21 protein-coding genes are annotated in these 22644 nt (G+C 49.0%); 17 read left to right on the top strand and 4 right to left on the bottom strand.

The window, feature by feature from the left end; all coding sequences use genetic code 11:
• Window positions 1-74: 74 nt before the first annotated feature.
• The 4 genes from HUK38_RS05815 to HUK38_RS05800 all read right to left on the bottom strand — a co-directional run bounded on the left by HUK38_RS05815 (window position 75) and on the right by HUK38_RS05800 (window position 2447).
• Window positions 75-413, bottom strand: a complete 339-nt coding sequence (locus tag HUK38_RS05815; protein WP_182583381.1) for a TusE/DsrC/DsvC family sulfur relay protein — start codon at window positions 411-413, stop codon at window positions 75-77.
• Window positions 414-648: 235 nt separating this feature from the next.
• Window positions 649-1386 (bottom strand): type I-MYXAN CRISPR-associated protein Cas6/Cmx6, encoded by a 738-nt coding sequence (locus HUK38_RS05810; RefSeq protein ID WP_182583380.1) that lies wholly within the window; start codon window positions 1384-1386, stop codon window positions 649-651.
• 75 nt (window positions 1387-1461) lie between these two features.
• Window positions 1462-2187 (bottom strand): hypothetical protein, encoded by a 726-nt coding sequence (locus tag HUK38_RS05805; protein ID WP_182583379.1) that lies wholly within the window; start codon window positions 2185-2187, stop codon window positions 1462-1464.
• Between the two features lie 68 nt (window positions 2188-2255).
• On the bottom strand, window positions 2256-2447 hold the full coding sequence (locus HUK38_RS05800) for a sulfur relay protein DsrC (protein WP_182583378.1): 192 nt from the start codon (window positions 2445-2447) through the stop codon (window positions 2256-2258).
• A 598-nt stretch (window positions 2448-3045) separates the two neighbouring features.
• On the opposite strand from HUK38_RS05800, the gene dsrA reads away from it, so the two are divergent.
• The 17 genes from dsrA (at window position 3046) to dnaE (ending at window position 22620) form a co-directional block, all read left to right on the top strand.
• Window positions 3046-4296: a dissimilatory-type sulfite reductase subunit alpha gene (gene dsrA, locus HUK38_RS05795; protein WP_182583377.1), complete on the top strand. Its 1251-nt coding sequence runs from the start codon at window positions 3046-3048 to the stop codon at window positions 4294-4296.
• 99 nt (window positions 4297-4395) lie between these two features.
• Window positions 4396-5472, top strand: a complete 1077-nt coding sequence (gene dsrB, locus HUK38_RS05790; protein ID WP_182583376.1) for a dissimilatory-type sulfite reductase subunit beta — start codon at window positions 4396-4398, stop codon at window positions 5470-5472.
• Between the two features lie 45 nt (window positions 5473-5517).
• Entirely contained in the window at window positions 5518-5910 is a 393-nt protein-coding gene (tusD, locus tag HUK38_RS05785; protein WP_182583375.1) for a sulfurtransferase complex subunit TusD, read from the top strand.
• A gap of 39 nt (window positions 5911-5949) precedes the next feature.
• Window positions 5950-6360, top strand: a complete 411-nt coding sequence (tusC, locus tag HUK38_RS05780; RefSeq protein WP_182583374.1) for a sulfurtransferase complex subunit TusC — start codon at window positions 5950-5952, stop codon at window positions 6358-6360.
• A gap of 12 nt (window positions 6361-6372) precedes the next feature.
• Window positions 6373-6681 (top strand): sulfurtransferase complex subunit TusB, encoded by a 309-nt coding sequence (tusB, locus tag HUK38_RS05775; RefSeq protein ID WP_182583373.1) that lies wholly within the window; start codon window positions 6373-6375, stop codon window positions 6679-6681.
• A 37-nt stretch (window positions 6682-6718) separates the two neighbouring features.
• Complete coding sequence (locus HUK38_RS05770) at window positions 6719-7051, top strand: TusE/DsrC/DsvC family sulfur relay protein (RefSeq protein WP_182583372.1); 333 nt, start codon at window positions 6719-6721, stop codon at window positions 7049-7051.
• A 385-nt stretch (window positions 7052-7436) separates the two neighbouring features.
• The gene (locus HUK38_RS05765; protein ID WP_182583371.1) at window positions 7437-8171 is read left to right on the top strand and encodes a respiratory nitrate reductase subunit gamma; all 735 of its coding nucleotides are present in this window, start codon (window positions 7437-7439) and stop codon (window positions 8169-8171) included.
• Window positions 8172-8241: 70 nt separating this feature from the next.
• Window positions 8242-9771, top strand: coding sequence for a sulfate reduction electron transfer complex DsrMKJOP subunit DsrK (gene dsrK, locus HUK38_RS05760; RefSeq protein WP_182583370.1), 1530 nt, complete (start codon window positions 8242-8244; stop codon window positions 9769-9771).
• A gap of 103 nt (window positions 9772-9874) precedes the next feature.
• On the top strand, window positions 9875-11839 hold the full coding sequence (locus HUK38_RS05755; RefSeq protein WP_182583369.1) for an NAD(P)-binding protein: 1965 nt from the start codon (window positions 9875-9877) through the stop codon (window positions 11837-11839).
• A 248-nt stretch (window positions 11840-12087) separates the two neighbouring features.
• Complete coding sequence (locus HUK38_RS05750; RefSeq protein ID WP_182583368.1) at window positions 12088-12561, top strand: sulfur reduction protein DsrJ; 474 nt, start codon at window positions 12088-12090, stop codon at window positions 12559-12561.
• Window positions 12561-13388 carry a sulfate reduction electron transfer complex DsrMKJOP subunit DsrO gene (gene dsrO / locus HUK38_RS05745; protein WP_182583367.1) on the top strand — a complete coding sequence of 276 codons (828 nt, stop codon included), beginning with the start codon at window positions 12561-12563 and terminating at the stop codon, window positions 13386-13388. Before HUK38_RS05750 ends, dsrO begins: the two co-directional genes overlap by 1 nt.
• A 20-nt stretch (window positions 13389-13408) precedes the next feature.
• Window positions 13409-14629 (top strand): NrfD/PsrC family molybdoenzyme membrane anchor subunit, encoded by a 1221-nt coding sequence (gene nrfD / locus HUK38_RS05740; protein ID WP_182583366.1) that lies wholly within the window; start codon window positions 13409-13411, stop codon window positions 14627-14629.
• A 144-nt stretch (window positions 14630-14773) separates the two neighbouring features.
• On the top strand, window positions 14774-15412 hold the full coding sequence (gene bchJ, locus HUK38_RS05735; protein WP_338065366.1) for a bacteriochlorophyll 4-vinyl reductase: 639 nt from the start codon (window positions 14774-14776) through the stop codon (window positions 15410-15412).
• Between the two features lie 185 nt (window positions 15413-15597).
• The gene (locus HUK38_RS05730) at window positions 15598-16950 is read left to right on the top strand and encodes a TolC family outer membrane protein (protein ID WP_182583398.1); all 1353 of its coding nucleotides are present in this window, start codon (window positions 15598-15600) and stop codon (window positions 16948-16950) included.
• A 6-nt stretch (window positions 16951-16956) separates the two neighbouring features.
• A complete protein-coding gene (locus HUK38_RS05725; protein ID WP_182583365.1) occupies window positions 16957-17748 on the top strand; it encodes a DNA-methyltransferase in 792 nt (263 codons plus the stop codon).
• Between the two features lie 20 nt (window positions 17749-17768).
• On the top strand, window positions 17769-18875 hold the full coding sequence (gene aroC, locus HUK38_RS05720) for a chorismate synthase (RefSeq protein ID WP_182583364.1): 1107 nt from the start codon (window positions 17769-17771) through the stop codon (window positions 18873-18875).
• Between the two features lie 145 nt (window positions 18876-19020).
• Window positions 19021-22620: a DNA polymerase III subunit alpha gene (gene dnaE, locus HUK38_RS05715; RefSeq protein ID WP_182583362.1), complete on the top strand. Its 3600-nt coding sequence runs from the start codon at window positions 19021-19023 to the stop codon at window positions 22618-22620.
• Window positions 22621-22644: the final 24 nt, after the last annotated feature.

Genomic DNA, 22644 nt, shown 5'->3' with positions numbered 1-22644 from the left:
GCCTGGCTGTGATTGTTAAGTATCTATTGACCCATCCCTGGGTCAAATAATCTGCACGATTTACCGCAATAGGTTTAATAGCCGCCTTTGCGATGCACCTCGGGTAAACCGGCTATTTTCGTGCCTTGTTTAGTGGGTGCTAATGGGAAAAGCAGATAGACATCCTTGCTAGTAGGTTTATTTCCCCAACGCTTGCCCATATCCTTGAGTAATGCTCGTTCCATTGGTTGATTTTGACTATTGTTGTTATATTCATCACGCAGGTAATGAATAATATCCCAATGTTTATCGGATAACTCAATTCCTTCAATTGCCGCTAATGCTAATGCGACATCTTCATCCCATGCAGTGTGATCAACCAGATAACCACTCTCTGTCGTTTCAATTGTTCGACCCTTGACCTCGATGGCCATGCACAAGTACTCCTCTTCAGGTTGGAGTCAGTTACGCTTTAATAACTGACGTCAAATTTCACATTAACAATAAAAATTATACTGTAGAACTGTGCAATAGAAAAGTAAACGAGTGAACTACAGTCGTGGTTAACCGAATGCGTTGTCTGCGTTTAATCCATTGCAGTATCAATATGAGAATATAAACAGATACAACCGTTATGCGCTTAACATTTAACCGTGCTAAACAACCGTATTATCCTTCAGGTTTAGCAAGTGCCGCAATGCCTTTATGTGGTAAAAATAAACCGCAACCGAGCATTCGGTGCATCCCTAAACCGTATTGCTGCAACCGTAACGCTTCATCACGCGATAAATTGGCTAATAATAGGCGGCGTGTGGCAAGTTGTTCACCGTTTGGCTGCGCAATTATAGCGAGTTTACCGCATAATGCTTTACGAATGTGAATATTCAATGCAGTTAATGCACTAGCGGCCCAATCTAAAAATGCGGTTTCATCTTGATCAATGATTGGAGACGCACTGGTTTTTAATGCCGTAGTCAGTTTTTCATCCACCACCGCCCGCGCAAATAGCGTTGTTTCGTTACTCAGCAGGCGCGTTTTACTGTCGCCAATGTTTAATGGTAAATCGGCAATCATTAATGTTTGATGCGCTAATGCGGCTTGTAATATCGCTACTTGTGTCTGCGGAACACGAATAATCAATTTCGTGCGGCGCGATAACATCAATGGTTGATTGCTATTAACACCTGGTCGTTCCCAACCATTTTGGGATCCAGCAACGTAAATTGAATGAATACCACCACAGGGTTCATTTGCTAACCAGGGAACGTGTGCGAGAATTGCCTGTGCTAATTCTACTACATGATCCACCGGTAAACTGCGTCCAACTAAATTAAATAATACATCTACCACAGCAATAGTGGACTGTGCTGTATTAAGTTCATCTGGTTCTTGCCAATAGCGCGTCATTTTTAGATGCTCTTATCAACGGGCAATTTATTAAACTATCAATGCAAAATACGCCCAAATAAACCAGCAATCCGTTCAATTTAATGGTAATTGTGCTTGTAACGCAGTGCGATCAAACCACCAATCATCTTGAACTAAAACATCGATTATATTGCGTAATCGCCCTAAAAAATGCTGTGGTTCGCGCAATTCTAACTGATCGCGCCAATGATCGAAAGCCGCTTGTGTGGTAATATGACTATGCCGGTATGCCACCGTCCCAAGCAATCGTGATGTAAAGAATAGTAAGTTCTCTCGATCATTATCAGTAGCGCGCATATCTGCTAAAAATAACGCAGTTGTGGCTGCCACTGCTGCACCGTCTGCATCATCGGGGGTTTCTTCAATAACATGGGTTAATAATTCTATTGCCAATTCAGGATCAATTGGATAAGTGACAGCCAACCAAATACCTTGTCCAAGGGCGCAAAGCGAATCAGGTTGATTAGCACGGAATAATACGTCACAACAATCTACAGCGCTCTCGAATGCTTGCACGGCCATAAACTGCTCAAATGCGGCGCGACCTAGTGACCAGGCTTTTTCACCACGTTCTAAGTTAACTAAAACGCGAGCTATTTGCAATTCTAATTCAGCGTACGCCATTGCATTTGCGCAAGACCTACCTAATTGTTGGTATTGCTCTTCTAATGTTAGAAGATGCGTTTCTAAAGCAGTATGTTCGGCCATGCGACCGACCGAATCCGCCGCCAGATCTGCAAGTGTTGTTGGCATTAAATCAAATTGGTTTAATTGACTCATAGTTGTTGAATCCTATATAACGCACTGATTGCGTTGATGATGTGGTTGTAATCACCCGCATAAAAACATTAACGGATTAAGCCGCTAAATGCTGCCTCTAAACGATCTTCCCAAGCATCAGGCGTATCAGGAAAAGGGGGTTTGACATCCATCCGAAAAAATCGTTCGCCCTGTCGTGCAATTGCTTGAACGATTGGGATCAGTTCATCGAATGATTTAAGTTCATGGTGGGATATTAAAATATCACTTAGCTTTAACATGATTTTTGAACCCGTTATTATCTATTGATAATCAACTCATAATCTGAGGGCAGATATAGAAAATTTGTCACATGCTGTGCTGACACATTGCGGCTCACTCGCCCAAAAACAACCATATTGTTGCATTGTTCCGTTAGTCAATATGATTTCTTTTTAAGAGGTGCCATTACCCCGACTGATTGGTATATTTAATCCGTTATCACTTTTTTCATCCTTATTAAATCAATTTCAAAACGGCGATTGCCGAAATGTCAGTTACATTCACGCAGCGAATAGTTCAAACAGCAATTTAGGCGATACCGTTTAGTTAATTTTTTAGACGTCAACTATCCCTAAAGGAATAGCATGACATATTGATCTCCCCCATCAGTGGAATGTTACCCACTCAGGTGTTTGCTTTACAGTGCAAAAGTAATGATCAGGGTTTCATCCTAGTAAATGGGGGCAAGCGATTCAACACTCAAATCGCTAGTGAAACAAAAACATCTGACTAAAAATCCTAATACAGACCCAAGACAATCAATTGTGGCTATCATAACAGCCATCACTGGGTTGTCCTAATTCATACTTCCACGTTATTAACGGGAGACGTAGCGCGATGGCAATTGATAAACATCCAACGCCGATGCTTGACCAATTGGAAACAGGCCCTTGGCCGAGTTTTATTTCTGGAATTAAGCGGTTGCGTGATGAACATCCTGACGAGCGCATTAATAAAGTTACGAATGATTTACTCGGGCAATTAGAACATTCCTATGAAACCCGCAAAGGCTATTGGAAAGGCGGCACCGTCTCCGTATTCGGCTATGGTGGTGGCATCATTCCGCGATTCTCTGAAGTCGCCAAAGCTTTTCCTGAATCAAAAGAGTTTCATACTTTACGCATTCAGCCACCCGCCGGCAATCATTACAGCACTAAAATGCTACGCCAATTAGCCGATAGTTGGGAAAAATATGGCTCTGGGTTAGTGACCTTTCATGGTCAAACCGGCAATATCATGTTTATTGGTGCGACCACTCAATCAACCCAAGTTTTCTTTGATGAAGTGAATGAATACGGCTGGGATTTAGGTGGTGCTGGTCCGTGTGTCCGTACCGCAATGTCATGCGTTGGCGCGGCACGCTGTGAAATGTCCTGCACCAATGAATTCAAAGCACATCGCATGTTGGTCAATAACTTTGTGGATGATGTGCATCGCCCCGCGCTGCCTTATAAATTCAAATTCAAGGTGTCCGGTTGTGGAAATGATTGCCAGAATGCGATTGAGCGCGCCGACTTTGCGATGATTGGTACTTGGCGTGATGACATGAAGGTGGATCAAGCCGAAATTAAGAATTACGTCAATAGCAAAGGGCGGCAGTATTTAATTGATAATGTTATTACTCGTTGCCCAACTCAGGCGTTAGCACTGAATGACGATGATACGCTGGCGGTGAATAACCGTGATTGCGTACGCTGTATGCACTGTTTGAATGTGATGCCTAAAGCATTGCATCCGGGCGATGATAAAGGCGTGACTATTTTAATTGGCGGCAAGCGCACCCTCAAGATCGGTGATTTAATGGGTACGGTTGTGGTGCCATTTAAGAAACTCGACACCGAAGAAGATTACGAGTCATTGGTTGAAATGGCCGAAACCATTATTGACTTCTGGGCGGAAAATGGATTAGAGCATGAGCGGTGCGGCGAAATGATCGAGCGCATTGGCTTGGCGAACTTCCTCGAAGGCATTGGGATTGAACCCGATCCAAATATGCTGAGTCATCCGCGTCAAAGTTCCTATATCCGTATGGATGGTTGGGATGAGGCTGCCCAGCAATGGTTTGAACGTCAAGCAGCAGCCGGTTAATACACCTATTGATTGACGGTGTGCGTATGTTTATTGCGCACTCCGCGGCGGTTTATTTCATTATTTTTGCATTGTTGCTAATCACTTGGAGCATCCCTCATGGCTGCAAAAGATATGCGTGAGCCAATTGAATCCGGCTGTCCGGATCCATGGCAATACCTTCACCCGACTATGCGCAAGAACTTTGGGCAGTGGAAATATCACGATCACCCGCGCCCGGGCGTTTTGCGCCACGTTGCCTTCAGTGGCGACACCATTTGGACTGTTAAAGCTGGCACACAGCGCATTCTCGACGTATTCACATTGCGCAAGTTGTGCGACATTGGTGACCAATACGCTGACGGTTATGTTCATTTCACTTTGCGCTCGAATATTGAGTTTATGGTGAATGATGAATCAAGAGTTGAGCCGTTAATTGGTGCATTAGAAAGTGCTGGGTTTATTGTCGGTGGAACGCAAAACTCGGTCGCTATGATTTCTCATACGCAGGGCTGGTTGCATTGCGATATTCCCGGCACTGATGCGTCTGGTGTTGTGAAGTCCATGATGGACGAGTTAATTGATGAGTTCCGCAACGCCACCATGCCCAATCGGGTGCATATCACGACTTCGTGCTGCCAAATCAATTGCGGTGGACAAGGCGATATTGCAATTAACATTCAGCATACGAAACCACCAAAAATCAATCATGATTTGGTGGCAAATGTATGTGAACGCCCATCAGTAGTTGCCCGCTGCCCAGTTGCTGCCATTCGCCCAGCGATTGTTAATGGCAAACCGTCATTAGAAGTGGATGAGCGCAAATGTATTTGTTGTGGCGCGTGTTTCCCACCCTGCCCACCGATGCAAATCAATGATGCCGAACATTCAAAATTGGCGATTTGGGTTGGCGGAAATCATTCCAATGCACGCGGTAAACCGACGTTTCAAAAGCTAGTCGCTGCGGGTATTCCGAATAATCCGCCGCGTTGGCCAGAAGCCACTGCCATTGTGAAGCGTATCTTGAAAGCCTACAAAGCCGGCGCCCGCGATTGGGAACGGGTTAATGAATGGATTGAACGGATTGGTTGGCCACGCTTCTTTGAAGAAGTCGAATTGCCCTTCACCAAATATCATATTGATACTTGGCGCGGGGCGCGCAGTAGCTTCAATGCGTCTTCTCATATTCGGTTTTAATAACCCGAGTAATGGCGCAATTCGTATCATTAGCACGAGGTCGCAATGAAGTTTGCTATTCAGATCAATGAAGGTCCCTATCAGCACCAATCGGCCGATTCTGCCTATTTTTTTACTAAAGCAGCATTAGCGCAGGGGCATGAAATCTTTCGTGTTTTCTTTTATCACGATGGCGTAAATAATGCGACGCGCTTAACGACACCGCCGCAAGATGATCGTCATATTGTCAATCGCTGGGCCGAATTGGCCGAACAATACAATCTCGATCTGGTAGTCTGCGTTGCGGCTGCCCAGCGGCGCGGGATGGTTGATGAGGGTGAAGCCAAACGTAATGGTAAAGACGCGACTAATATTCATCCCCGTTTTCGTATTTCGGGGTTGGGGCAATTAGTCGAAGCAGCCATTCAAGCCGATCGGTTAATTGTGTTTGGTGATTAATGGCGATTGATACGGGAAATCTAACGGAGATTTGAGTGTATGTCCGAAATCGTGAAACAATTCCTTTATCTAAATCGCCGCGCGCCTTATGGGACGATTTATGCTTGGGAGTCGTTGGAAGTGGTGTTAATTGGCGCCGCATTCGATCAAGTGGTGAGCCTTGCATTTCTTGATGACGGTGTTTTTCAATTGACCAAACAGCAGGATACTACCGGCATTGGCATGAAAAACTTTTCCCCAACCTATGCAGCGTTGGGTGATTATGATGTCAAGAAAATCTTTGTTGAGCGCGAATCATTAGAAGAACGCGGCTTGACAATTGATGACCTACAGCATTTAACGTGGGAAGATGAAGATGACGATTGGGCAGAAAAAGACTCTATTACCGTCGTCTCGCGGGCAGAAATGGCCGCATTAATGGATGACGCTGATGTCATTTTCAGTTTTTAATCGAGGTCATCCATGAGTATTCTGCACACTGTCAATAAATCGCCTTTTGAAAAGACAGCACTGGCTGCCTGTCTTAATCACATCACGCCTGATGCGACCATCCTGTTGTTTGAAGATGGCGTTTATGGTGCGTTACAGGGCAGTCAAATCGCTGCGCACATGCAACAGACCCTCACGACGAATAAAATCTATGTGTTGGGTGCGGATTTAAAAGCACGCGGTTTTGATACCGATCGTCTCATTCCAGGCATGGCTGTTGTTGAATATGACGGTTTTGTTGAACTGGTCGCACAGCACGATAAAGTGCAAGCCTGGCTATAACCTTTACTAATTAAATCACTTAAAGAGGAATTGAATTATGCCAATTGAAGTCAATGGCAAAATGTTTGAAACGGATGAAGAAGGATACTTGGCTAACATCAACGACTGGGAGCCGGGCGTTGCAACCGTCATGTCAAAAGAAGATGATCTGGAATTGACTGACGAGCATTGGGACATCATTAACTTCCTGCGCGAGTATTATGAAGAATACCAAATCGCGCCAGCCGTGCGGGTATTGACTAAAGCGGTTGGTAAAAAGATGGGTAAGGATAAGGGTAATAGCAAATATCTGTATGGCTTATTTCCCTACGGGCCAGCAAAACAAGCCTGCCGTTATGCAGGTTTACCCAAACCGACCGGCTGCGTTTAATTATTGCGTGGCAGTTTAGCATGATGGCGTGTCCCGGTAATTGTATGATTTTTTTCATGTCAAACTGGGTGCGCCGTTATTAAACATGATGCCCTCCGACGTGTTCAGGGCAATGGTGTTTGTGTTTAAGTCATCGCCATGTGTTGATTGAATGGCGAAGTTTATATTCAGTCATCTTGTGTAATACGGCTGTCAGCAACACTGCGAGTCGCTATTGTTGGCAAAAAAGTTTAGTTAATTTGAATATAATGACACAGCCTGAATTGGCGAATGTAATGAAAATTTAGCCACGATCTGACATGCCAATCTGTTGGTGTGATTGATTGTTGAATTAATAGCAGGGTACGCCGAGCGCACCCGACATTAGGTAGAGGTCGCGGGAAACATGTCTTTTATTTCAAGTGTTTTCGCTTATTTATACTACTTTGCCACGTTGGTATTAGTTGTAGGTTTATTAAACAAAATCGTGCAATATGCGCGTACCCCTGCCCCGCTTAAAATCCCAACCACGCCCGCCCCGATCACCCGCACTGGTGTGACTTTGCGGATGTTGCGTGAAGTGGTGTTTTTTGAAAGTCTGTTTCGTGGCAATAAGTGGACGTGGTTATTTGGGTGGATTTTTCATTTCGGTTTATTTCTCGTGACCCTGCGACATTTGCGTTACATATTAGAACCGGTGCCAGTTGTCATTACCATGATTCAACCCTTTGGTATTTATGGTGGTATTGCGATGGTGGTTGGGTTAGCCGGTTTGTGGGCGCGGCGTTTCTTAGTTGATCGCGTCCAGTATATCACCGCTCGATCAGATCATCTCATTTTAGGGTTAATAGTTACGATTGGGCTGACTGGATTATTTATGCGCTTTTTTATGCACACCGATATTATGCAAGTAAAAGCGTTTTATCAGGGATTGTACCATTTTGAATTTCACCTGTTGCCAGCCGACCCGGTGTTATTAATCCATTTATTATTGGTTGCAGCATTGTTAATTATTTTCCCGTACAGCAAATTGCTCCACGCCCCTGGTCTCTTTTTTAGCCCAACGCGCAATCAAGTAGATAACGCCCGCGATCAACGCCACCTGGCGCCTTGGGCGCGCCGTTTAGAACAACAACCGTGATCGTTATCGCCATTGCGTTTTATAATGACTTTTAATTGCAATGTTGATTGCTGTTTGCTGAGGTTAACCGATGGCTAAAGTTGATTTTGCTGTTCCAGAACTCAAAGAATATCCAGAGATTCCGGCCCTTAAAATGGATGCGATGGCGCATTCTAGTCCATTCAAATCGAAGCCAGAATTTCAGGGTCCGCTCGGTTTCCCCGGTGAATTGGTGGAGAACTGGCAGCAACAGGCGATTGCCAAAATGGGCGACCTGTTGGGCAAGTATCGTTCATTGCGCGTCTATTTAGATGCGTGTGTCAAATGCGGCGCCTGTACTGATAAATGTCATTATTACCTCGGCACCCATGATCCAAAAAACATGCCGGTAGCGCGTCAAGATTTAATGCGCAAAGTGTATCGGCGGTACTTCACGCTGGCAGGTCGTTTATTCCCGCAATTAGTGGGCGCGCAAGACCTCACTGAAGACGTGTTGAGTGATTGGTATAGCTATTATCACCAATGTTCACAATGCCGCCGCTGCTCAGTGTTTTGCCCGTATGGTATTGACACCGCTGAGATTTCAATGGCAGCGCGTGAAATCATGGATAGCATCGGTGTTGGGCAAAAGTATTGCAACGAGATCATTGCTAAAGTTTATCGTATTGGTAATAACCTCGGGTTGCCGGGGCCGGCGTTAATTGACACTTTAGAAGGCTTAGAAGAAGATGTTTATGATGACACCGGGGTACAGGTACGTTATCCAATTGATAAAGCCGGCGTCGATATTTTATTAGTTACACCGTCGGCGGATTTCTTTGCTGAACCGCATGTTGACGGTTTAATTGGGTATGGCAAAGTTTTCCATGAAGCAGGCGTGAGTTGGACTTTCAGTTCTTATGCGTCTGAAGCCGCTAATTTCGGCATGTTCATTGGTTCGTATGACAATATGCGGCGCTTGTCGCAACGCATTCGTGAAGCGGCCATCAAACTCGGTGTCAAGCGGATTGTCTTTGGTGAATGCGGTCATGCGTGGCGCGTGGCTTATAACTTTTTGAATACGCTGGCCGGGCCGTGGGATTTTCTTGATCCGCGTTATCCAGTGCCGCAACACATTTGCGAATTCACGCACGAGTTAATTCAACAGGGCAAATTAAATCTGGATAAGAGTCAGAATGACGATAAGGTTTTGACTTTCCATGATTCCTGCAATGTCGCCCGCGCTTCGCGCATGGGTAATTACCCCGGCGGTCAATTCGATATTCCCCGCGCTATTATTCGCGCCACCTGTAATCATTTCTACGATATGGATGAAGAAACCATCCGTGATCGCACCTTCTGCTGCGGTGGCGGCGGTGGGTTATTAACCGATGATTTAATGGAATTGCGCGTGAAGGGTGCATTGCCGCGTATGGAAGCGTTGAACAATGTGATGCGCGAAAAGGGCGTGACGCACATGGCCGCTATTTGCGCGATTTGCAAAAGTCAATTCACTAAAGTGCTGCCCTATTACGGCATGAACATGGATCAAATTGTCAGTGTGCATCAATTGGTCTCGAATGCGATTGTTCTCACTCCGCGTGACGATGACCAAGATGATGATGACGACAGTGATGATTAAATAATTACGTTGGGAGCGCGCACTGCCTCCCGTTTTCAGTTTTAATTGATGAACTAATTCAACGCGGGCCGTCCCCGCAATTAAAATAATGGAGACCGACACCATGGCAACTGCCAGCGACGATATGACCAAGCTCTCCTGGCGCCGGTTTGAAGATGGCGACAACGTTTGGGACAAGTTGACCGACAAGATTTTTGTACAGGATACCAGTCACAAATGCCCGACCTATGTGCATAAAACCCCGCCATGTCAAGGCAGTTGCCCGTCGGGTGAGGACATTCGCGGTTGGTTGCAGATCGTGCGCGGGTTGGAACAGCCGCCCAAAGGCATGACGTGGCAGGAATACGCCTTTTTGCGTTCCACTGACGCCAATCCGTTCCCTGCACTGATGGGGCGGGTGTGTCCGGCGCCGTGCCAAGCCGGTTGCAATCGCAACGAGGTCGAGGATTTTGTCGGCATTAACGCGGTCGAGCAGTTCATTGGCGACACGGCGATTGCGAACGGCTACCGTTTCCCCGCCGCGCCAGCGTTGAGTGGCAAGCGGATCGCCATCATCGGCGGCGGCCCCGCGGGTTTAGCTGCCGCGTACCAGTTGCGCCGCATGGGTCACGCCAGCACCATTTTTGAAGCCAACACCGCGCTGGGCGGCATGTTCCGCTTCGGCATCCCCGGCTATCGCGTCCCGCGTGACAAGTTAGATGCTGAAATCCAACGCATTCTTGACCTCGGCGACATCGAAGTGCAGTTCAACATGCGCGTCGGCACGAACATCACGATCGAACAGTTGGAAAAAGACTTTGACGCGGTGTTGTGGGCAATCGGTTGCCAAAGCGGGCGCGGCTTGCCCGTCCCGGGTTGGAAAGATACGCCCAACTGCGTGTCCGGCGTGGCATTTTTGAAAGCCTTTAACGAAGGGCGGATGAAGGTCACGGCGGAAAAAGTCGTGTGCGTCGGTGGCGGTGATACGTCAATTGACGTGGTGTCCGTCGCCCGCCGCTTGGGTCACATCAATCGCACCGGGCAGAGCGAAGTGCCCGAGCGCGTGATCCATGACGGTTACGTTGCGCATGACGCGGTGACGGCGGCGAAGGCTGAGGGCGCGACCGTGACCCTGACCTCGCTGTTCACCCGCGACAAGATGACGGCGGCGGAGCATGAAGTCCACGATGCGCTGTATGAAGGCGTGACGGTGCTGGACGGGGTGATGCCGCTGGAAGTGCTGAAAAATGCCGCCGGGCGGGCGATTGGGCTGAAAGTGGCCGATTGCACCGTGCAACCCGACGGGCGGCCGGTGGCGATTGACGGCACCGAGCGGGTGCTGGACGCCGACTTGATCGTGTCAGCGATTGGGCAGGGCGGTGATCTGACCGGTTTGGATGCGATGGATAACGGCCGCGGGTTTATCAACGCGGATAAATTCTTCCAAGTGCCGGATAAACAAGGGCATTTCGTCGCGGGTGACATCGTGCGGCCACATTTGTTGACCACCGCAATTGGGCAGGCGTGGGTTGCGGCGCAGTCGGTTGATGCGTATTTGCAAGATCACGACCAACCCAAACGTCCGAAAATTGACGTGCATCATTTTGATTTGTTGAACAAATTGCGTGAAGCCGAGTTGGCGCCGGAGTCGTTTAGTCCGGCGGAACGGGGTGATTTGCGCGGCACGTCCGAGGGCAACTGGGCGGTGCATAACTTTGAAGATCGCGGTAGTGCCGAAGTGATCCCGCATGACGAGTTGTTCCTCGGGCATTTCAATTATCAGCCGCGTCGTGTTCGGCAGGAAGAGGTGCCGAGTGCCGAGGAAGTGCTGGGGCATTTCAAAGAGCGCGTGATTGGGTTTACCGACGCCGATGCGGTGGCCGAAGCCAAGCGCTGCATGAGTTGCGGCATGTGTTTTGAGTGCGACAATTGCGTGATTTTCTGCCCGCAAACGGCGGTGTATCGCGTGGACAAATCCGAGCGCACCACCGGCCGTTATGTTGCCACCGATTATGCCAAGTGCATTGGCTGTCATATTTGCGCGGATGTTTGCCCGACCGGTTACATCAAAATGGGTTTGGGTGAATAACACGGCAATTCAATTCTGCACTGGGGATTGAAAAGTTCATACCCGCCGTGTGTTGCTGGTTAATCATTTACCAATGACCGCGGCGGGATTGAACAATTGCAAACTGTTTAACAGGAATAATTAAAATAACGCGCCGTGTTTAACGTATTTGTGCGCCGCTTTCATTCAGAAATTATCACCTTACCAATTTTTTGTTTGCTTGACCGATTGGCACTTATTCACTCTGGAATTTCACTGGTAAACCGCGAATGGCTGTGACAACCCCTCATTTCAAATTCACTGGGATTGCCGTGTGCATTCTCGCCTTTTTCAGTCAAATCCTGTTTAGTCAACCGACGTTGGCGGCGGATCGGATTGGAGAATATGTGGTGCCAAGTTCACGCGCCGCGCAGGTGAAGCAATGCGTTGAACCGGCCGATCACATGCGCCGTTATCACATGGAATTAATTCAACACCAACGCGATGCCACCGTGCGGCATGGCATACGCAGCACCAAATACAGTTTAAGCAATTGTATTAGCTGCCATACCGGTCATACCGCCGCTGGCGCACCCATTGCAATTAACGCAACTGGCCAATTTTGCAATGCGTGTCATGCCGCCGCCGCCGTGACACTCAATTGTTTTGATTGCCATGCCACCATTCCCAGCGGGGAAGGTTGGAATCATGAAGTGGCGCAGCAGTTATTGCTTTTGCCACCTGTTTCAGAGGGCGCTGAATAATGACTTATGCTTCTCACTCTCATTCATCGCCAGACGCGATTGATACACCCGATTCAATTGATGCGGTTGATACTGACCGCCGTCAATTCCTGCATTACGCCGCGGCCGGGGTGGCGACCGTTGCACTGGGCGGCGGGGCGGTGTTGACGACGCTGACTGCTACCGCCGAGCCGCGCACCACGCCGGTCACGTCCACCCACCGCTGGGGCATGTTGATTGACACGACCAAATGTGCGGCCGGCTGCGATGCGTGTGTGACCGCGTGTGAACGGGAAAATGGGTTGAATTTGCAGCAATCACCCACGGATGACGCGGCTGACTGGGCGGATCAGCAGTCGGCGTGGATTCGCAAGGTGACGCTGCGCGATAACCTGACCGGTCAGGTGACGCAACTGCCGCTGATGTGCCAACACTGCGCCGAGCCGCCGTGCGTGGATGTCTGCCCGACCGGGGCGTCGTTCAAGCGCGCTGACGGAATTGTGATGGTAGATCGTCACACTTGCATTGGCTGTCGCTACTGCATGATGGCGTGTCCGTATCAGGCGCGCTCTTTTGTGCATCAACCGGTGGCGCAAAAATTGACGCAAGTGCCGCGTGGCAAGGGCTGCGTCGAAAGTTGCAATCTGTGTGTGTCCCGCCGCGATGATGATCGCCAAACCTCCACCGCCTGCGCGGATGCCTGCGCGGCATCAGGTCAGGGCGCGATTGTATTCGGTGATTTAAATGATCCGAATAGCCCATTGCATCAGGCATTGGCGCAAGTCAATAGCCGGCAGATTCGCCAAGAATTGAATCTTAATACCGGCGTGCGTTACGCTGGACTCTAATTGCACGAGGTTTCCCCCGCATGAAAAGAATTGTGTATCGTGAATGGCGGATTCCCCCATCGCGCTATTGGAGTTTATTAGCCTTACTCGCGGCGGTGATTGGTATTGCCGGTTTGTCCACGCTCTATGTGGAACATCACGGGCATTGGGTCACCGGTATGAATAATTCCGTTGTCTGGGGAATGCCGCACGTCTTCGCCGTGTTTTTAATTATTGCAGCATCCGGTGCATTGAATATCGCCTCCATTGGCACGGTGTTTGGCAGAACCGTTTATAAACCATTGGGGCGTTTGTCCGGTTTATTAGCAGCGGGCTTATTAGTTGGCGGCCTGTTAATTCTGGTACTTGATCTTGGGCGACCCGACCGGTTAATTGTCGCCATGACCACCTACAATTTCAGTTCTATTTTTGCCTGGAATATCTTTTTATACACCGGCTTTTTAGCGGTGGTCATTGCGTATTTGTGGAGCATGGCTGACCGCAAGGGCTGGCCGTATAATTATTCCATTGGCAGTTTTGCAATGGTTTGGCGATTAGCCCTGACCACTGGTACTGGCTCAATCTTTGGCTTTTTAGTTGGGCGCGATGCCTATGACACAGCCATCTTGGCATTATTATTTGTCGCCATGTCACTCGCCTATGGCTTGGCAATTTATCTGCTGGTGCTGATGTTCAGCTTTAATGAAGATCAACGCCCGCTGGGCGAGGTCATGTTAAAGCGATTAAAAAATCTGCTGGCGCTGTTTATTATGGTAATGCTGTACGTCGTGTTGGTTTATCATTTAACCAAACTGTACGGCGCGAAATACAACGACATCGAGCATTTCATTCTGCTGGGCGGCGGCGTGTATACGTTAATGTTCTGGTTCGGTTGGATTATAATTGGTAGCATTGCCCCATTGGTATTGCTGTATCACCCCGACTATAGCCAAGACCGCAATTGGATTGCGACCGCGTGTGGCTTAACCATTGCCGGTGGATTCGCGGCAATGTATGTCGTGATTATTGGCAGTCAAGCCTTCCCAATTAACATGTTCCCGGGCAAAACGATTGTGGCATTTGGTGCAATGACTGAGGGCAATTTGATTGCCTCTTATTTGCCGAGTTTGCCGGAGTTGTTATTAGGCATCGGCGGCGTGGCCGTGGCGTTATTTATCACGGCGGTTGGAGTGCGGGTATTGCAATTTTTACCCGAATCATTGGCTGACAATGTCATTGATCCGCATTATAAAGCGAGTTAATCAACCGCGCTAACAATTGCCGCCCACTCGGCGGCGCTTGCATTATTGATTCATCTTTAAACCAGCACGGCATTTGATTGGTCGTTGCTGGTTTTTTATTAAACGCAATTCGATCATACCCGCACTGGAGCAATCCAATTCTCATTGTCACCACTCATCTATCGTCATTCAATTCTCATGCACACCTCAAATACTACTGACATCCCCCGCATTGGCCCTAATGCCATTATCCGCGTCGCCGAAGCATTAACTGCGCAATACAACAATCCCGAATTAACTGCGCAAATATTCACCACCGCCGGACTGACGCATTATTTGACAGCATTGCCGACGCAAATGGTGCCGGAAACCGAAGTCACCGCCCTCGCCGCCGCGCTGCGCCAGCACCTCGACGCGGATGCCGCCCGCGCTGTCTCGCACGACGCCGGCCAACGCACCGGTGATTACCTGCTCGCGCACCGCATTCCCAAACCGGCGCAGCGGGTTTTGCGGCTACTCCCGCCGGCGCTGGCCTGCCGCATGTTATTGAAAGCAATTGAAAAAAATGCCTGGACATTCGTCGGCAGTGGTCATTACCACTTCAATCTGCGCCGGCCGGTGCAGATCACCATTGCCCACTGCCCACTGTGCCGCGATGCCACCGCGCCGCAGCCGATCTGCGATTTTTACGTCGGCGCATTCGAGCGATTGTGCCAAACACTGGTCAGCCGCCGCACCCAAGTCACTGAAATTGCGTGTCAAGCAGCCGGCGCGCCCGCCTGCGTGTTTGAATTGCGCTGGTGATTGGGTGATTAAAAACCGCCGCTGCTGCTAATGACCAAGTGCGGTGAACATGCCGCCCATTTATCCGCCGTCATCATGCGCACGATAGCCGAGTCGGTTATGATTACCACTGAATTAAGCGTCGCTACCTGCACAGGTTAGCCGCGATTTCAATAGCGTGTTTTTACAGGGAAACATGTCCGATGATGACCAAGCCGCTCTCGGCGATCTTGACTGCGCTGTGTCTGACGGGTTACGCCGCCATTGGCCACGCTGAAGATTTGCTACAAATCTATGATTTAGCAGTGAAAGTTGACCCGACGTTACGCGAGTCGGAGCAAAATTTGTACGCGACGCGGGAGTATCAACCGCAAGCGCAAGCCTATTTGCTGCCAAAAGTGTCGATGTACGGCGAAATGAATTACAACAACGTTGATTCCACCAGTCAGGGGCTGTTTGGCGAAACCACCCGTTCTGAGGATTACAACACGGGTGCGGCGCAGGCGCTGGTGTCGCAGTCGGTGTACAACCGCGCCAACTGGGTGCGTCTGGATCAGGTCACGCACACCATTGGTCAAGCCGAGGCGCAGTACCGCGCCGCGCAGGTTGATTTGATGGTGCGCACCACGCGGGCATATTTTGACGTGCTGCGTACGTCGGATGCGGTGCGGGTGCAGGAGGCGTTGGTCAAGGCCGACGAGCGCCAGTTGGAACAATCCAAACAGCGGTTCGAGGTCGGGTTGGTGGCGATTACCGATGTCAACGAAAGTCAGGCGGCATATGACCGCTCGCGGGCAACGCTCATCAGTGCCGAAAATGATTTGGACAATGCGTGGGAGGCGCTGCGCCGCATCATTGGGCCGGTGACCGTGCCACTGGCGCGGCTGGGTGAACGGCTGCCGCTGTCACCGCCTGAACCTAATAACATCAACATTTGGGCGGACACGGCGCTGGCGAATAATTACAACATCGTCGCGGCGCGGGAGGCGGCGGAGGCTGCGCGTAAAACCATTGACATCGAGCGGGCGGGACATTTGCCGCATGTGGATTTGGAGGCGGGTTACAACTTATCACGCTCGCAGTCGGAGTACGGCAGCGACACCGACACCGGTTACGTTGGCTTGAATGTCACCGTGCCGTTGTATCAGGGCGGGACGGTCAGTTCGCGCACTCGTCAGGCCGGACATAATTTCCGCGCTGCGCAGGATCGGTTAGATCAACAACGCCGTCTGGTGGTTAATCAAGCTAAAGATGCGTTTCGCGGCGTATTGTCGAGCATCAGCGACGTGAAAGCGCGGCAGGCGGCAATTATTTCCGCCCGCAGTGCATTGGAATCCACGCAGGCGGGATTAGAAGTTGGCACGCGCACGCAGGTGGATGTATTAAATGCGCAGCGCAATTTATTTCAAGCCGAGTTTGATTATTTATCAGCGCGGTATGATTACATTTTGAATGGCGTGTTATTGCACCAAGCGACCAGTACGCTTACCCGCGACGTATTAGCTAAAGGCAATGCGTGGTTAAAAGCAACCGACGTCGTGCCGCCGCCGCGTTATTAATCATTCATGCGTGTTGATTATATTGAGGCAATTGATGCGCTCGGCGCATTGCCATTATTACCCGACGCCAGCGTGGATTTAATCATTGCCGACCCGCCGTATGGATTAGGCAAGGATTATGGCAATGATTCAGATAAACTCTCGGCAGCAGAGTATTTGATCTGGTCGCAGCAATGGCTTGATCTGGCGCTGCCCAAATTAAAACCAAGCGGCAGTTTTTATTTGTTTTTAACTTGGCGCTATTCGCCAGAAATCTTTTGTCATTTGAAACAAACGCTGCTGATGTTAAATGAAATTATTTGGGATCGCGCCGTGCCGAGTATGGGTGGCAGCACCCGCCGCTATTCATCCGTGCATGACACCATTGGATTTTTTGCCAAGAGTAAAGATCATTATTTTAATCTCGACGCTATTCGCATCCCCTATGATGCCGTCACGAAAAAGGCGCGCAGTCGGGCGTTATTTGCCGGTAAAAAATGGTTAGAACTGGGCTGCAATCCGAAAGATGTGTGGCGCGTGACGCGCTTGCATCAATTAGATCAGGAGCGGGTGGCGCATCCCACGCAAAAGCCGCTGGAGTTAATTGAACGCATGATTTTGGCCAGTTGCCCACCGAATGGATTGGTATTAGACCCATTCATGGGCAGCGGCACAACGGCCGTGGCGGCCGCATTGCACCAGCGCCATTTTATTGGCTACGAATTAAATCCCGCGTATTGTCAATTAGCCGAACAGCGCTTGGCGCAATTAAAACAGTCACAGCAGCAACTCACGCTTTCATCATTTACCGTCAATTAAATTGCAATTATTAAACCCGTATGTCTGGCAATAGTTTTGGTAAAAGTTTCGTCGTCACCACCTTTGGCGAAAGTCACGGCCCCGCCATTGGCGGCATTGTGGACGGCTGCCCACCGGGAATTGCCATTGAACCTGAGTTTATTCAACGCGATTTAGATCGCCGCGCCCCGGGCAAATCACGCCACACCACCCAACGCCGTGAACCAGATCGTATTCAATTATTATCCGGCGTATTTGACGGATTAACCACCGGCACCCCGATTGGGCTATTGATTCAGAATGAAGATCAGCGTTCGCATGATTATCAAACCCTCGCGGATCGTTTTCGCCCCGGTCATGCCGATTACACCTACACAATGAAATACGGGCGGCGTGATCCGCGTGGTGGTGGGCGATCATCAGCGCGTGAAACCGCTATTCGCGTCGCCGCCGGCGCTATTGCCAAATTAGTATTAACGCATACGCACGGCATTCGTATTCGCGGGTATTTATCCCAACTCGGGCCATTAAAACCACAATCGCATGATTGGAATGAAGTTGAATGCAATCCATTCTTTTGTGGTGATGCGGCGCTCGTTCCTAAATTAGAACAATTCATGGATCAATTGCGCAAAAGCGGCGATTCAATTGGAGCAGAAGTCACCGTGATTGCCGAATACGTCCCGCCTGGATTGGGTGAACCGGTATTTGACCGATTAGATGCTGATATTGCCCACGCGCTAATGAGTATTAACGCGGTTAAAGGAATTGAAATTGGTGCTGGCTTCGCTGCAATTAAACAAAAAGGCAGTGAACATCGTGATGAAATGACGCCGACTGGGTTTTTAACGAATAACGCCGGCGGCATTTTAGGCGGCATTTCCACTGGTCAAAACATCATTGCGCGTATTGCATTAAAACCGACTTCGAGCCTGCGCTTGCCGGGGCGCACGGTGGACGTGCATGGGCAGGCGACCGAGGTTATCACCACCGGGCGGCATGATCCGTGCGTCGGCATCCGCGCCACACCGATTGCCGAGGCGATGTTGGCGCTAGTACTGGCCGACCATCTGCTGCGCCAACGCGGGCAAAATGCCGACGTGATCCCGCCACTCGCCGCGCTGCCCGGCGGCACTGTCACCAATTAACCACACTGATTGATTGTTGCCACACTTCAGCACAAATTCTTTCCCAATCAATCAGTTACGCCTCACGGCGCTAGATCAGAATTCTTAAAGCCCGCCCGCACCGCGCTATCATTGTGCCCATTTCTCCCCTCACGCGGCGCGCACTGTGGCAACTTCATTTGTTCATCTCCATCTTCATTCGGAATTTTCATTAGTTGACGGGCTGGTACGCATTAACCCGTTAATGCAACATCTGGTCGCGGCTGATATGCCCGCCGTCGCCATTACGGATGAAAACAACCTGTTTTGTTTAATTCGTTTCTACCGCGCCGCATTGCAAGCCGGCATTAAACCCATTGCCGGTAGTGAATTATTCATCCGCAATCCCGAGCAAATCCAATCACCGCATCGGCTCGTGTTATTAGCACAAAACCTTGACGGCTACCGCAATTTAACCCGTTTAATCTCCCGTGCTTATTTGGAATGCAAACCGAATGAACCGCCGCAATTAGATCGCAGTTGGTTAACTCCCAGCAGCACGGCCGGGTTAATTGCATTATCGGCTGGCATCTTTGGCGATGTCGGACGGGCGCTTATTACCGATCAATACGCACTCGCCGAACAGGCATTAACCGATTGGCTACAATTATTTGACCACGACCGCTATTATTTGGAATTAACCCGCACTGGTCGAGCGAATGAAGAAACCTGTCTCAACGGCAGTGTTGAATTAGCCATTAAACATGGTGTCCCGGTGGTGGCAACTAATGACGTGCGCTTTTTGCGTACCAACGAATTCGACGCCCACGAGGTGCGCGTTTGTATTCACGAGGGCAATGTACTGTCCGATCAACGCCGTATTCGCCATTATACACCACAGCAATTTTTACGCACCCCGGCTGAAATGATCGCGTTATTCGCCGATTTACCCGAAGCCATCGCTAATAGCGTTGAAATCGCCAAACGCTGTTCATTGGAATTAACGCTCGGCAAAAGTTTTTTACCCAATTCGCACATTCCAACCGGTCAAACCGTTGATGAATACTTTAGTGAATTGGCGTATCAGGGATTAAATGAGCGATTAACAACGTACATTAACGCGCCCGCAGCGGCAAATAAAACTGTGCCAATGATTGCTCCTAAGCAATACGCCACGCGCTTGCAAATCGAATTAAACGTCATTTGCCAAATGGGGTTTCCTGGCTACTTTTTAATTGTCGCCGACTTCATTCGTTGGGCTAAACAAGCCGGTATTCCGGTTGGGCCAGGCCGCGGCTCAGGTGCCGGTTCATTAGTCGCCTACGCATTAGGCATCACCGATTTAGACCCGATTGAACATGAGTTATTGTTTGAACGGTTTTTAAATCCCGAGCGCGTGTCTATGCCCGACTTTGATATTGATTTTTGCATGGAAGGCCGCGACCGCGTGATTGAATATGTCGCTAATAAATACGGACGTGACGCGGTTTCACAAATCATTACTTTTGGCACCATGGCGGCAAAAGCAGTGGTGCGCGATGTTGGCCGCGTATTAGGGCAACCCTATGGTTTTGTTGATAAAGTCGCCAAAATGGTGCCCTTTGAATTGGGTATGACATTAGAGAAAGCCCTTGCGGAGAGTGCCGAATTAAAACAGGCTTATCAACAAGACAATGATGTCGCCGCCATGATTGACATGGCCAAACAATTAGAAGGCTTAGTGCGTAATGTCGGCAAACATGCCGGCGGCGTAGTCATTGCTCCGACGCAATTAACGGATTTCGCGCCGCTCTATTGCGAACCGGGCGGCGCCAATTTAGTGACGCAATTTGATAAAGATGATATTGAAAAAGTCGGGTTGGTCAAGTTTGACTTTCTTGGCTTGCGCACCCTCACCATTATTGATTGGGCATTAAAAACTATTAACGCTGACCGCGCCAAACGTCAACAGCCGGGATTAGATATTAACCACATCGATCCGCATGATCCACAGGCATTTGCATTATTAAAACGCTGCGAAACGACAGCCGTCTTTCAATTAGAATCGGCGGGCATGAAGGAGTTAATTAAAAAACTCCGCCCGGATAATTTTGCCGACATGACTGCGTTAATTGCATTATTCCGCCCTGGTCCATTGCAATCGGGCATGGTGGATGATTTTATTGCGCGCAAACACGGCAAAGCGGCCGTGGCCTATTCACATCCCGCATTAGAACCGATTTTGAAAAGCACCTATGGCGTCATTCTTTATCAAGAACAGGTGATGCAAATTGCGCAGGTATTGGCGGGGTATAGTTTAGGCGGGGCGGATTTATTACGCCGGGCAATGGGAAAGAAGAATGCCGATGAAATGGCTAAACAGCGTGCTACCTTTGAACAAGGCGCTGCGCAAAATCATATTCCCGCGCCCACCGCCACTGCTATTTTTGATTTAATGGAAAAGTTTTCCGCCTATGGATTTAATCGTTCACATTCTGCCGCGTATGCGTTAATTGCTTATCAAACGCTATGGTTAAAAGCGCATTATCCCGCCGCATTTATGGCCGCAGTCTTATCTGCGGATATGGATGACATGGATAAGGTTGTTATTTTTATTGATGAATGTCGCGCCTTAAAATTGCCGCTACTACCACCAACGATTAACCAATCAGAATGGCGCTTTACCGCGGTTGATGAGCGCCGCATTCTCTATGGATTAGGTGCAATTAAAGGTGTAGGTGAAGCGGCAATTGACAACATCATTAGCACTCGGCGGCAGGATGGTGTTTTTACTGATTTATGGGACTTTTGCCGCCGTCTTGACCAGCGCAAAGTCAATCGGCGTGTATTAGAAGCGTTAATTCGTTCTGGGGCATTAGATGGTCTGGCAGCGAATCGCGCCACGCTCATGCAGCAATTACCCACTGCATTAAAATATGCCGAACAACACGCCACCAGCGCCACGACGGGTCAAAACGATCTATTTGGCAGTGCCACCGCGACTGATAAAGAAAGCGACCACACTGTTATTAACGAAGCAAATACAGTTATTTATCCAGAATGGGATGATAATGAACGACTCAAGGGTGAAAAAGACACGTTGGGGCTTTATCTCACCGGGCATCCGTTGAATAGTTATGATGCAGAAATGACCGCACTTTCGGCAAAACAATCATTCAGCCGACTCTGTGATATTGCGCGAAATAGCCTGAATAGTTATTCGACTAATTATAATGATCGTCAAGAAACGCGCACGACCGTGATTGGATTGGTAATTGGTGTGCGTCTTGGTAAAACGCAACGAGGGCGGGTGGCAAATGTGATGCTTGATGATCGCACCGGCCGCATTGAGATTGCGGTATTTAGTGAATTATACGATCAGGTGCGGGAGAAATTAGTTGTTGACCAAATTTTAGTCGTCACTGGCATCTTAAACTTTGATAGTTTTCATAATCAATGGTCATTACGCGCTACTAGTGTGCGTGATTTTATGAGTCTGCGGACCGAATTGGCCGAGCGCGTTGTATTAGAATTAGATTTGAGTGATCCGGTGTTTTATCAAACGCACGGCATGGCACAGGTGACGACATTAATAGAGCTATTAAATGCTGAATGTGGGACTGGTTTATCAATTCAAATTTTGTATCGCAGCCCCACCGTACAGGCACGGTTTCAACTCGGGCGGCAATGGCGGTTATTACCAACCGATGCGGTGATTAAACGGTTACGGCAATTACTCGGTGCGAATAACGTCATTGTGACCTATGAACGCGGCAGTACGCACTACAAAAAAAGTGCCAATTCTTAATAATGAAATTGCAACACTCTGTCA

Origin of the sequence: Thiospirillum jenense, assembly GCF_014145225.1 — a bacterium.
GTDB lineage: Bacteria > Pseudomonadota > Gammaproteobacteria > Chromatiales > Chromatiaceae > Thiospirillum > Thiospirillum jenense.
The sequence above is the reverse complement of the archived record's forward strand: the minus strand, read 5'-3'. Positions and strand labels throughout refer to the sequence as shown.

Bases quoted from the DNA above. Each gene is read 5' to 3' on its own strand.
- HUK38_RS05815 (WP_182583381.1), bottom strand. From the start codon at position 413: ATGGCCATCGAGGTCAAGGGTCGAACAATTGAAACGACAGAGAGTGGT.
- HUK38_RS05755 (WP_182583369.1), top strand. From the start codon at position 9,875: ATGGCAACTGCCAGCGACGATATGACCAAGCTCTCCTGGCGCCGGTTT.
- tusB (WP_182583373.1), top strand. From the start codon at position 6,373: ATGAGTATTCTGCACACTGTCAATAAATCGCCTTTTGAAAAGACAGCA.
- aroC (WP_182583364.1), top strand. From the start codon at position 17,769: ATGTCTGGCAATAGTTTTGGTAAAAGTTTCGTCGTCACCACCTTTGGC.
- dsrA (WP_182583377.1), top strand. From the start codon at position 3,046: ATGGCAATTGATAAACATCCAACGCCGATGCTTGACCAATTGGAAACA.
- tusD (WP_182583375.1), top strand. From the start codon at position 5,518: ATGAAGTTTGCTATTCAGATCAATGAAGGTCCCTATCAGCACCAATCG.
- nrfD (WP_182583366.1), top strand. From the start codon at position 13,409: ATGAAAAGAATTGTGTATCGTGAATGGCGGATTCCCCCATCGCGCTAT.
- HUK38_RS05765 (WP_182583371.1), top strand. From the start codon at position 7,437: ATGTCTTTTATTTCAAGTGTTTTCGCTTATTTATACTACTTTGCCACG.
- HUK38_RS05800 (WP_182583378.1), bottom strand. From the start codon at position 2,447: ATGTTAAAGCTAAGTGATATTTTAATATCCCACCATGAACTTAAATCA.
- tusC (WP_182583374.1), top strand. From the start codon at position 5,950: ATGTCCGAAATCGTGAAACAATTCCTTTATCTAAATCGCCGCGCGCCT.
- HUK38_RS05805 (WP_182583379.1), bottom strand. From the start codon at position 2,187: ATGAGTCAATTAAACCAATTTGATTTAATGCCAACAACACTTGCAGAT.
- HUK38_RS05770 (WP_182583372.1), top strand. From the start codon at position 6,719: ATGCCAATTGAAGTCAATGGCAAAATGTTTGAAACGGATGAAGAAGGA.
- dsrK (WP_182583370.1), top strand. From the start codon at position 8,242: ATGGCTAAAGTTGATTTTGCTGTTCCAGAACTCAAAGAATATCCAGAG.
- dsrO (WP_182583367.1), top strand. From the start codon at position 12,561: ATGACTTATGCTTCTCACTCTCATTCATCGCCAGACGCGATTGATACA.
- HUK38_RS05750 (WP_182583368.1), top strand. From the start codon at position 12,088: ATGGCTGTGACAACCCCTCATTTCAAATTCACTGGGATTGCCGTGTGC.
- HUK38_RS05810 (WP_182583380.1), bottom strand. From the start codon at position 1,386: ATGACGCGCTATTGGCAAGAACCAGATGAACTTAATACAGCACAGTCC.
- HUK38_RS05725 (WP_182583365.1), top strand. From the start codon at position 16,957: ATGCGTGTTGATTATATTGAGGCAATTGATGCGCTCGGCGCATTGCCA.
- dsrB (WP_182583376.1), top strand. From the start codon at position 4,396: ATGGCTGCAAAAGATATGCGTGAGCCAATTGAATCCGGCTGTCCGGAT.
- HUK38_RS05730 (WP_182583398.1), top strand. From the start codon at position 15,598: ATGACCAAGCCGCTCTCGGCGATCTTGACTGCGCTGTGTCTGACGGGT.